This window comes from Pseudoalteromonas sp. SANK 73390 (assembly GCF_054966645.1).
Map to the genome: position 1 here is coordinate 1 of NZ_ARPN01000126.1, position 10,230 is coordinate 10,230.

A 10,230-nucleotide genomic window follows, 5' to 3' on the forward strand; every position below is an offset into this window, starting at 1 on the left:
ATCATCAACCATGTCACATTTGTTCATGAATACGATGATGTAAGGTACGCCAACCTGACGAGAAAGTAGAATGTGCTCACGTGTTTGTGGCATAGGACCGTCAGTTGCAGCAACTACTAGGATTGCGCCGTCCATTTGTGCAGCACCAGTGATCATGTTTTTAACATAATCCGCGTGTCCTGGACAATCTACGTGTGCGTAGTGACGAGTCGGTGTATCGTACTCAACGTGAGAAGTTGAGATTGTGATACCACGCTCACGCTCTTCTGGAGCGTTATCGATTGCTGCGAAGTCTTTTGCTTCACCACCGTATACTTTTGCAAGTACGTTAGTGATTGCTGCTGTTAGAGTTGTTTTACCGTGGTCAACGTGGCCGATTGTACCTACGTTTACGTGCGGTTTTACGCGTTCAAACTTTTCTTTTGCCATGACGGAACCTATCAGTGTTTGTGTATCTAGATTACATATAAAAATAACCCGCCATTAGCGAGCTACGATTATTCTTTCAGTTATTTTATAAAAAATCAAAGGAAGTATATGAGAAGATTCTAAAGACTGGTGCTGATAGGCAGATTTGAACTGCCGACCTCACCCTTACCAAGGGTGCGCTCTACCAACTGAGCTATATCAGCACACCAGAATTACTGGAGCGGGCAGCGGGAATCGAACCCGCATCATCAGCTTGGAAGGCTGAGGTAATAGCCATTATACGATGCCCGCTTTAGGAACCTGTTCTTAACTACCTCTAACCGTCAAGAATAAAGTGGTGGAGGGAGCTGGATTCGAACCAGCGAAGGCAGTGCCGTCAGATTTACAGTCTGATCCCTTTGGCCGCTCGGGAACCCCTCCACGTTACAATTCTTTCCTAAAGCACCTGCAATAATATTGCAGTGTAAAAAATGGTGCCGACTATCCGAGTCGAACGGATGACCTACTGATTACAAGTCAGTTGCTCTACCAACTGAGCTAAGTCGGCACTGCTTTAGTACGGGGCGAGATTCTAGAGCAAGGTTTCGGGTGATGCAACAACAATCTGCAAAAAAATGAGAAAATATTGCTTGATTGCTCAGATTTACGGCAAAACCACGCTAATACATTCAAATTTGAATGTTTTTACGCCAAAGTAATAAACCTTGCAGTACTAAAATGTCATTATATTGGGATTCACACATCAGTTGCTGTGATATAAATTCGCCATAACCACCCGCACATATCACCTTTAGTGCACTTGTTTCACACTCTAAACTTTGCATGCCGGCATAAATGGCCCCTAAGGTAGCAACCAATGCACCATTTTTTACCGCGTTGGGCGTGTTTTTGCCAAGTGTTTTAGTAAACAAACTTTGTTCATCACTAAATACTTTTTGTGTGTTGTTTACTAAGCTATCAACCATCATATCTAAGCCAGGTAAAATCCAACCACCTAAATGCTCACCCTTTGCGGTGAGAATATCCACTTTGGTAGCTGTACCAGAATCAACAATCACACAGTTTTGTTTAGGGTATAAATAATGGCACGCCACCACCGTAAGCCAACGATCTATCCCTAAATTATGATAGTGCGCATAAGCACAGCGTAATTCATTTAATGTTTGAGTAACATACGCGTGCACTACTGGAATGCCCAGCACTTGAGCTTTATCAATATAAGGCGTCAACGCATCAGATTTACCGACCTGTGCCACCAGCACTTCACTAATATCATTCCAAGGTATTGAAATATCATCAATCAACGTAACATAATCATTGCGCGCTAATGCCAACTTTACCGCGGTATTCCCCACATCAATCAATAACTGCATTAAGCATCCTTACGTAGTGATATCTCACCACCAAAATAGCTTTTTAACACCCCATCTTGACGCAACACAACCCCACCTTGCCCATCAATTCCTTCGCATACACCACGCCATTGACGCTGCCCTGTGCTTAAAGTGACCATATCACCAGCAAAGACATTAAGTGTGTTCCACTGCGCTTTCATTTGGGCCAGACCTGATTGCTGATATTGTGCCAAACGCTTAGCTAAGCATTGTGTAAGCACAGCAACCAACTGATTTTTGTCCAGCGTTCCCGCATGGGTTGATAAGTCAGTCCAAGGCTGGTCTATTTGTGTAGAAGTGCCATCAGGCATCAACAAATTAATCCCAATACCAATCACAAGGTGGCATGGGCCTTCGACTTGACCATCAAGCTCAACCAACACACCTGCTAATTTCTTATTATTAAGATAAATATCGTTTGGCCATTTAAGTGCTATCTCTAAGTTATAGAGCACTTTTAAGGCATCATAAACCGCCAGACCAACCGCGATAGATACACCCATTGCGGCTTGTAGACCATCATCTAAGCGCCAGTAATAACTATAATAAAGATTGGCACCAAACGGTGATTGCCAAACTCGTCCACGTCGACCACGTCCGGCTTGTTGCATCTCCGCCACTAAAATTTGCCCAGATTGAAGCGGTTGCTGCGCTTGAATACGGCGCATTAACTCACTATTGGTTGAATCTATAATAGATTCAACATTCACGAGATTGTCACATTTTAAAAGTGCAAGTTGCTGACTTATTTGTGCTTTATCAAGTAAAGGTAGGCTATGGTTAAGACAGTAACCTTTACCACTGACCGTGAATATATCAATCCCCATTCCCTGTAGCGATGCAACATGTTTTGACACCGCAGCGCGACTAATACCTAATTGTGCTCCTAGCAACTGACCCGACACAAACTCACCCTTATTCAATGCGTTCAAAATCGCAAGCTTATTTCCTACTGGTGCTTTACTCATTGACAACTCCTTGAATGTGAATTTCATTATGACGACCAATCAAACGTACTTCATGCTCTAAACGAACCGCAAATTGACGCCATACCTGACCCTGAATGTGTTTTATCACTGCAAGTAAGTCCTCAGCACAACCATTTCCGTGGTTCACCAAAACCAGCGCTTGTTTTTGATATACCGAAATATCACCGACTTGATAACCTTTTAGTCCAGTTTGTTCAATCAGCCACCCCGCAGCTAATTTTTGCTGTTGTTGGTCGACCGCATAGACGGGTATATCTGCAAAGCTTTGTTTTAACTTAACTACATGCTTATTATTTACAATGGGGTTTTTAAAAAAACTGCCTGCATTTGCCAAAACATGCGGGTCAGGTAACTTACTTTGTCTTATTTTAACCACCGCCTGACACACCTGCTGTGCCGTTGGGTCGTCGTTTTTAAGGCTTTGTAAAGGTCCGTAGCTAAGTTCTGGCCGCCATTGTTTGGTGAGTATTAGGCTCACTTGGGTGATCACAAAGCGCGCTTTAAGTGCATGCTTAAAAATTGAATCACGATAACCAAACTGGCATTGCTCAGCGCTTAACGTCATCAGCTGTTGGGTTTGAATGTCAAAACCCTCTATGTGGTCAACAAATTGTGCCAGCTCCACACCATAGGCTCCAATATTTTGCACCGGTGCCGCCCCCACAGTACCTGGAATAAGGGCTAGATTTTCTAGCCCTGCAATGCCCTTATCCAGCAGTTTAATGACTAAATCGTGCCAGCTCTCCCCTGCAGCCACTTTAATACGCCAATGAGACTGATGTTCATTAATTTCAATACCTTTAAGCGCAACATGCAGCACACTGCCTTCAAAGTCATCAACAAAAATGGTGTTGCTACCCTGTCCTAATAAGCAAAACGGTTTTGTAAAGTCTATCTCTAATAGCTGCTGCCAATGCGTCAGCGTAATTAACTGATGACACCTACTGGGTAATGCAAATGTGTGTAAAGGTCGTAAAGCGTGCACATCAATGCCTTAACAAATCATTCTAATAACGATAGTTTACCCTAACGCCTCACTTGGCGCATCCATGTGTGATCTTGCTCTCAAGCATGTTATAACATGCGTTTGAATACTCCATAATGAGCAAGGATATTATGAAATTAACAGCCTTCGCGACCAGCTTAGCTCTGGCCGGACTCTCACACTCGGTGATGGCAACCTCTGTTGACCAACACACTTATGCTAATCTAAATGACGTTATCTCAACGCACTTACACTTAGATTTAGATGTAGACTTTGCTGATAAACAACTCGAAGGTTTTGTTGAGCACACCCTTAAATGGCAAAATGCCAATGCACGCACCTTGGTTCTCGATACCCGCGATTTAGAAATTGATAAGGTCATGTACCAAGGTAAAAATAACCAGTGGCATACAGCACGTTTTACCCTTGCAAAACGAGATGACGTAAAAGGCGCGAAACTCACTGTACGTTTTAAAGAACAAGCTAAAAAAGCACGTATTTACTACAACAGTTTACCTAAAGCATCTGGCCTGCAATGGCTTGCACCTGTGCAAACTGCCAGCAAAACACATCCATTTATGTACAGCCAATCTCAAGCTATTCATGCACGTAGCTGGATCCCAGTGCAAGATACTCCAGCAATGCGTGTAACTTACTCGGCACGTATTCAAACACCTGAAGATGTTCGTGCTGTCATGAGTGCCGATAACACCGGCGCACTCATTAAAGATGGTGATTACTGGTTTGATATGCCACAAGCGATCCCGCCCTACCTGATAGCCATTGGCGCTGGTAATTTAGAATACAAAGAGATGTCGCATCAAACGGCCATTTTTGCTGAACCACAAATCTTAGATGCATCAGTTGCCGAATTTAACGACACGCAAACCATGATAAACAAAACCAACGCTATGTATGGTGAATATGCTTGGGGACGTTACGATTTATTGATGTTACCTCCTAGTTTCCCATTTGGTGGCATGGAAAATCCTCGCTTGTCGTTTATCACCCCAACGGTCGTTGCTGGTGACAAAAGCTTAGTTAACCTTATTGCACACGAACTAGCTCATTCTTGGTCTGGTAACTTAGTAACTAACGCTACTTGGGAAGATTTATGGCTAAATGAAGGGTTTACCTCGTACGTTGAAAATCGCATTATGGAAGAGGTATTCGGCCGTGAACGCGCAGTAATGGAGCAAGCCCTTGATACTGCTGGTTTACATGAACTACTAAAAACCATTGATGAGCCAGATACGCGCTTAAACCTTAAACTTAATGGTCGAGACCCTGATGATGCATTTAGCTCAATACCTTATACCAAAGGTCAGCTATTTTTAATTTATCTAGAAGAAAAGTTTGGCCGTGAAAAGTTTGATGTGTTCGTCAAAGAGTACTTTAAAACCTATTCATTTAAATCTTTAACCACCGCACAATTTGTTGAATATTTGAACACCAATTTACTTGAAAAACACCCTGGGGTAGTGAGTTTAGATAAAGCAAAAGAGTGGATTTTTAAACCCGGTCTACCTAGTGATGCGCCCAACCCAACCTCTGATGCATTCGATAAGATAGACGCCTTAACCCAAGCCTGGCTAAACGATAAGCAACCGCTTAGTAGTCTACCTACGAATCAATGGACAGTACATGAGTGGTTGCACTTCATTAATAACCTACCACGTGATTTAAGTGCTGAGCGTATGAGTGAATTAGATAATGCTTTTAACTTAACACAATCAACCAACGCTGAACGTGCTTTTGCATGGTATATGTTAGCTGTGAATAATGGCTATCAGCGCGTTTATCCAGCATTGGAAAAGCACCTAACAACCATTGGGCGCCGTAAGCTGATTGTAAGACTCTACAAAGCACTTGTGCAAAACGGTAAACGCGAGTGGGCTTATGACGTTTATCAAAAAGCACGCCCGGGCTATCATTCTTTAGCACAAGGCTCGATAGACGCTATTTTTGATAAATAAGCATTTACTTTGAGTAATTTTTAAGGGCCTATTACGGGCCCTTAATTTTTTCTAAAAACGCCGTTCGCTGTGCTTCACTGGCCTGTTGCCACCAAAATTCCAACATCAAATATGCATCTGGATGCGATACTCCTTGCGGCTGTTGCTTTGGCGTTACTGATGCAGGTAATGATGCAGTTTGCAGTTCTACCGGTAAAACTTTAGGTGCATGCTGAACCTCATCATTAACATAGGCAAGCAATGGCCTTCGCTTTAAAACACCTAATGTGCGCACTTGTTGATCTGGCGTTTGTATTTGAGCCATGGGCTTTTTCGCGAACTGCTTTGCCAACTCAACCTCATCAGGGCGCGTGAATAACACAGTATAATCACCCTCTTGGTGAATATTCAACGTGACCCAAAATGGCTCAGACTCAACAACTTCATGCTCATCATACTCTAACTCATACAAATCGCTGTATTTTAGTTTTAGGGCATAATTGCCTGGGGAGAGAGTGAGTTCTGTCACCTTACTAAACAATGAGTGCTCCACTACCTCATCATTTATCTGTAAAGGATAAAGCTCTGTTGAAAAGTTAACCGTGGCGCTATGTGCAAACTCGAAAGTACACCCCAGAAATAAAGTAAGCGTCACAACAAAGGGTTTAATACTCATACAGTGTCCTGTCATTTTATACGATATTGGCATATCCAGTTTGACAGGCTCAGTAAACTTTGTCATTAGTGTAACGATTAACCAACATTTTAGTAGGATCTAATATGACCGACAGCACCATTTTTGACAAAATAATCAACAAAGAAATTCCAGCTGACGTAGTTTATGAAGATGAGCTGGCATTAGCATTTAAAGATATCAACCCACAGGCTCCATTTCATGTTTTGGTGATCCCAAAACAACGTATTGCCACAATTAATGATGTTAATGAACACAATTCACACCTTATTGGCCACCTCTATGCCATAGCTGCAAAACTTGCCAAAGAAAATGGGTTCGCAGAAGACGGTTACCGCACGGTAATGAATTGTAATGAGCATGGCGGGCAGACAGTCTACCATGTTCACCTACACTTGCTTGCTGGCAAGCCTTTGGGCTGGCCTCCTTATCAAGATACGAAAAAAGGATTAATCTAAATTATTCTATGTTAATTAATGTAAACAATTAACTTATTATCCACAAAAACAAAACTTTATTTATATCATGAAGTTAGCTTGCATTAATTATAAATTGTTACTGCTCATAGGTTTACTGAGCAGTAACATATAGCAAATACTTCTAAAGCTTGATGAAAATACTAATACAAAAGGGCGGAACCTCATGTTAGCATTAAATCATCCGTTTGAATGAGAGTGTTAGCATCAATGAGCAGTTCTGCCTTTTTATTATTAGATAAAGATCCTATAAACACCATAGGCATCAATATCTTACAACCTCTACTAAAAACACAAGGGCTGGAAGTTACAACCAGTACAGAAATAGAAGAGGTGCCAGAGGGTACCCGTATCCTTTTTATCGAAACAGCCCCAAAGGAAGCTTGGGTCACACTAAAAGAGCAGCTAAGCCGCCTCAAAGTCAATTGCGACATTGTCTTATTTAACCTTGATGAAAACCCAGAGTTAGCTAATCGCGCCTTGTTAAGTGGGATCCGCGGTGTATTTTATACCACCGATAACGCAGATGTGTTAATGAAAGGCATTCGATTATTAATGGAAAATCAACTCTGGTATCGCCGTGACATTATGTGTAACGCACTTAATCGAATGCTACAATTTAATAAAGATGCACTACACAAGCTGACCGAAGGCGATATCGAACCCGTTAAGCTAACCAAACGTGAAAAAGCTATTATTTCGTTAATGAGCAAAGGCGCAAAAAATAAAGAAATAGCCGAAGACTTAAATATTAGTCCCCATACGGTGAAAACACATTTATACAGTGCATTTAGAAAAACCAAGTGCCGTAACCGTATTGAGTTACTCTCGTGGGCACAACAAAATATTCCTGACGAAATTCGCTAACTCTCAAATGTAGTACCTGCATAACCGTTGATTTCGTATACAGCCGCAATAGCGGCTGTTTTGTTTCTTTACTCACCTAACACAAATCTCTATGCTTACAGTTAAGTGCCCTGCATAACAATAATAAAAACTATGTTCGATCCACAAACTCTCTACGTCACCAGTGTTGCCATGATGGCGATGATGGTGTTACTCAATTTTTTAACTTGGCGGACCAATAAAGACACTCCGGGCACTTTACTATATATTTTTTACCCACTGGTATTGTTTGCCGCCATCATTGGTTTTGCTCTACATAGCCAATTAGATATGTGGCAAAGTATTGGTTGTGCCAATGCGTTACTCTTTACCGCCTCTATTATTCACTGTTTTGCACTGTCTCAATTTCTTGGTTATAAAGGGACTGAGCTAAAACTCTTTTTATGTATAACCGCTATTTTATTTATTGGCTTAGTGTACTTTACGGCTATAGATAGTAATTTACGCTATCGAATACTGGTTTCAGACCTGCAACACATTACTGAAACTATATTTTTGCTATATCTGTTCTTGCGTTTTGCAAGGCCTTTATATCCTAATGGCACCATTGTCTACACCATCATTTTATGCCTTGTTATGTGCGCATTCATTGCACGTACTTTTTTAATGGGTGACGTGACACAATTTAACCTACTTGAGGATAATTGGTTTGTAACCACATTATTTATTAACGGTGTATTAGCCCCCATATTTTATGCCACTGGCATGGCTTTGCTATGCAATGAACGAAGGGAGCTAAACCTCAACCGCCTGACCGAAAAAGCTCAAAAAGACTTAGAGATCAGAGGGCTATTTTTATCGACTATTAGTCATGAAATTCGCACACCGCTCAATGGCATTCTTGGCAGCGCACAACTGGTACTAAATCGAACTACAAATCACCGTAATAAGGCCTACTGTGAAGCCATCATCAACTCTGCAGAGTCCCTCAACTTACTCATAGATAAAGTACTCGATTACGCCAGTTTAGATCAAAGCGACGAAGCGCTGTATGAAGAGGACGTCGAATTAAAAAGCTGGCTCAATAACCTCTGTTTATTACTGAGTCCATTAGCTGAACAGAAAAAGCTTTCTTTTGAATTAGTTTATGACCTGCCAGAGCAAGCCTGTTATTACTGTGATCAACAAAAGCTTCGTCAAATCGTAATCAATTTAGTCGGCAATGCCATTAAATTTACCGATAAGGGAAGTGTGAAAATTCGTGTTGAACTTGTGAATGAAAACAACATGAGTCACCAAGTGCGCTTTAGCGTGATTGATTCAGGGCCTGGGATAGACAAAGAAGATATTGATAAATTAACCGAGCCGTATGTCCAAAGTAGTGCAGGCAAAATTAAAGGCGGTACCGGGCTTGGTTTAGCCATAACCAGTCGTTTATTAGAGCGTTTAGGGTCACGACTGCTAATCGAAAGTGCCATTGGTCAAGGCAGCATATTTAGCTTCACCGTCACTTTAGCTCTGGGTGAACTGAGCCTTGTAGAGCAACGCCATCATAATCCAGAATGCCTAATCGGCCTCAACGTGTTACTTGTTGAAGATTTAGATCTAAACCAAAAAATAGCCATTGAGTTTATGGCAACGGATGAACACAAAGTAAAATTAGCAACTGACGGTCAAAGTGCCATTGCACTGTTACAACAATACCAATTCGATGTGGTTCTTTTAGACATGAACTTGCCAGATTTAACAGGCCAAGAAGTCATGCGTAAACTCAAGACGATGGAACATAAAAATAAGCGCACGCCATTTTTAGCATTCACTGCAAGCTTGAGCCCAGATGAAATAAAAGAATACTTAACTTTAGGTATCAAGGATATTGTAGGAAAACCTATCAAGCAAGAAAAATTGCGCAGTGCCCTCAGTGACTCACAAAGAGCACAAAAGCCAACTATCAGTGTTGAGCTTTCAGACACACTTTATGATGATACTGCTGTTAATTCACTAAAAAGTGGCTTTAGTGAAGACGAGATTTCTTCTGTTTATAACGAGTTTGTTCTCTCTGCTCGCAATAAACTGATTCATATTCAACAATTAGAGGGAGCAAATAACGAACAGTGCATTAAACTGCTACATCGACAAGCAAGTACTGCTATGCAACTAGGGTTTAATCGATATGGCTTAGCACTAAAAAAAGTGGAGCGCCGCTTACTTGATGGTAAAGCAAGTAATGGCGAGCTTACCCAAGCCATGACACTTTGGCAGCAAAGCTTAGAAACATATTTAAGCTTTGTAAGAAAAAGCTCACTAGGCTAAAGCGTAATGTTGATCAGTTAACGATTAATAACCGAGTACATAAAAAGGGGGGACTATAACCCTCCTTGCTCAGACTCCCACATACAAACCGAAACTTTATTTTAAATAGCGGTCATACATGCTATTTACTAGGGTCTGTTGATCTTTAC

The 10,230-nt window shown here is 41.4% G+C and carries 9 protein-coding genes and 4 tRNA genes; 4 read left to right on the plus strand and 9 right to left on the minus strand.

Annotated features, from left to right (window positions below; translation table 11 throughout):
• The 8 genes from SANK73390_RS17455 to murB all read right to left on the minus strand — a co-directional run.
• Positions 1 to 429, minus strand: a 429-nt coding sequence (locus tag SANK73390_RS17455; RefSeq protein WP_462763874.1) for a GTP-binding protein, incomplete at its 3' end; no start/stop codon positions are given.
• A gap of 127 nt (positions 430 to 556) precedes the next feature.
• Positions 557 to 632, minus strand: a tRNA-Thr gene (locus SANK73390_RS17460).
• A 13-nt stretch (positions 633 to 645) separates the two neighbouring features.
• Positions 646 to 720, minus strand: a tRNA-Gly gene (locus SANK73390_RS17465).
• Between the two features lie 44 nt (positions 721 to 764).
• Positions 765 to 849, minus strand: a tRNA-Tyr gene (locus tag SANK73390_RS17470).
• Positions 850 to 900: 51 nt separating this feature from the next.
• Positions 901 to 976, minus strand: a tRNA-Thr gene (locus tag SANK73390_RS17475).
• 121 nt (positions 977 to 1,097) lie between these two features.
• Positions 1,098 to 1,802: a type III pantothenate kinase gene (locus SANK73390_RS17480; protein WP_462767715.1), complete on the minus strand. Its 705-nt coding sequence runs from the start codon at positions 1,800 to 1,802 to the stop codon at positions 1,098 to 1,100.
• On the minus strand, positions 1,802 to 2,791 hold the full coding sequence (gene birA / locus SANK73390_RS17485) for a bifunctional biotin--[acetyl-CoA-carboxylase] ligase/biotin operon repressor BirA (protein WP_462767716.1): 990 nt from the start codon (positions 2,789 to 2,791) through the stop codon (positions 1,802 to 1,804). The genes SANK73390_RS17480 and birA overlap by 1 nt, the downstream gene beginning before the upstream one ends.
• Positions 2,784 to 3,797 carry a UDP-N-acetylmuramate dehydrogenase gene (gene murB, locus SANK73390_RS17490; RefSeq protein WP_462767717.1) on the minus strand — a complete coding sequence of 338 codons (1,014 nt, stop codon included), beginning with the start codon at positions 3,795 to 3,797 and terminating at the stop codon, positions 2,784 to 2,786. The genes birA and murB overlap by 8 nt, the downstream gene beginning before the upstream one ends.
• Before the next feature lie 131 nt (positions 3,798 to 3,928).
• Here murB and SANK73390_RS17495 point away from each other — a divergent pair, with 131 nt between their 5' ends.
• The gene (locus tag SANK73390_RS17495; protein ID WP_462767718.1) at positions 3,929 to 5,773 is read left to right on the plus strand and encodes a M1 family metallopeptidase; all 1,845 of its coding nucleotides are present in this window, start codon (positions 3,929 to 3,931) and stop codon (positions 5,771 to 5,773) included.
• Positions 5,774 to 5,804: 31 nt separating this feature from the next.
• Here the strand turns inward: SANK73390_RS17495 and SANK73390_RS17500 are convergent, their stop codons facing one another.
• Positions 5,805 to 6,428, minus strand: coding sequence for a DUF2057 family protein (locus SANK73390_RS17500; RefSeq protein WP_462767719.1), 624 nt, complete (start codon positions 6,426 to 6,428; stop codon positions 5,805 to 5,807).
• 104 nt (positions 6,429 to 6,532) lie between these two features.
• Here SANK73390_RS17500 and SANK73390_RS17505 point away from each other — a divergent pair, with 104 nt between their 5' ends.
• The 3 genes from SANK73390_RS17505 to SANK73390_RS17515 all read left to right on the plus strand — a co-directional run bounded on the left by SANK73390_RS17505 (position 6,533) and on the right by SANK73390_RS17515 (position 10,081).
• Complete coding sequence (locus SANK73390_RS17505; RefSeq protein ID WP_462767720.1) at positions 6,533 to 6,904, plus strand: histidine triad nucleotide-binding protein; 372 nt, start codon at positions 6,533 to 6,535, stop codon at positions 6,902 to 6,904.
• Positions 6,905 to 7,132: 228 nt separating this feature from the next.
• Positions 7,133 to 7,789 carry a helix-turn-helix transcriptional regulator gene (locus SANK73390_RS17510; protein ID WP_261594712.1) on the plus strand — a complete coding sequence of 219 codons (657 nt, stop codon included), beginning with the start codon at positions 7,133 to 7,135 and terminating at the stop codon, positions 7,787 to 7,789.
• 132 nt (positions 7,790 to 7,921) lie between these two features.
• On the plus strand, positions 7,922 to 10,081 hold the full coding sequence (locus tag SANK73390_RS17515; RefSeq protein ID WP_462767721.1) for an ATP-binding protein: 2,160 nt from the start codon (positions 7,922 to 7,924) through the stop codon (positions 10,079 to 10,081).
• Positions 10,082 to 10,230: the final 149 nt, after the last annotated feature.

What these genes read in the sequence shown, in the direction of transcription:
- SANK73390_RS17480 (WP_462767715.1), bottom strand. Translation starts at nt 1,802, where the DNA reads ATGCAGTTATTGATTGATGTGGGGAATACCGCGGTAAAGTTGGCATTA.
- birA (WP_462767716.1), bottom strand. Translation starts at nt 2,791, where the DNA reads ATGAGTAAAGCACCAGTAGGAAATAAGCTTGCGATTTTGAACGCATTG.
- SANK73390_RS17495 (WP_462767718.1), top strand. Translation starts at nt 3,929, where the DNA reads ATGAAATTAACAGCCTTCGCGACCAGCTTAGCTCTGGCCGGACTCTCA.
- SANK73390_RS17500 (WP_462767719.1), bottom strand. Translation starts at nt 6,428, where the DNA reads ATGAGTATTAAACCCTTTGTTGTGACGCTTACTTTATTTCTGGGGTGT.
- SANK73390_RS17505 (WP_462767720.1), top strand. Translation starts at nt 6,533, where the DNA reads ATGACCGACAGCACCATTTTTGACAAAATAATCAACAAAGAAATTCCA.
- SANK73390_RS17510 (WP_261594712.1), top strand. Translation starts at nt 7,133, where the DNA reads ATGAGCAGTTCTGCCTTTTTATTATTAGATAAAGATCCTATAAACACC.
- SANK73390_RS17515 (WP_462767721.1), top strand. Translation starts at nt 7,922, where the DNA reads ATGTTCGATCCACAAACTCTCTACGTCACCAGTGTTGCCATGATGGCG.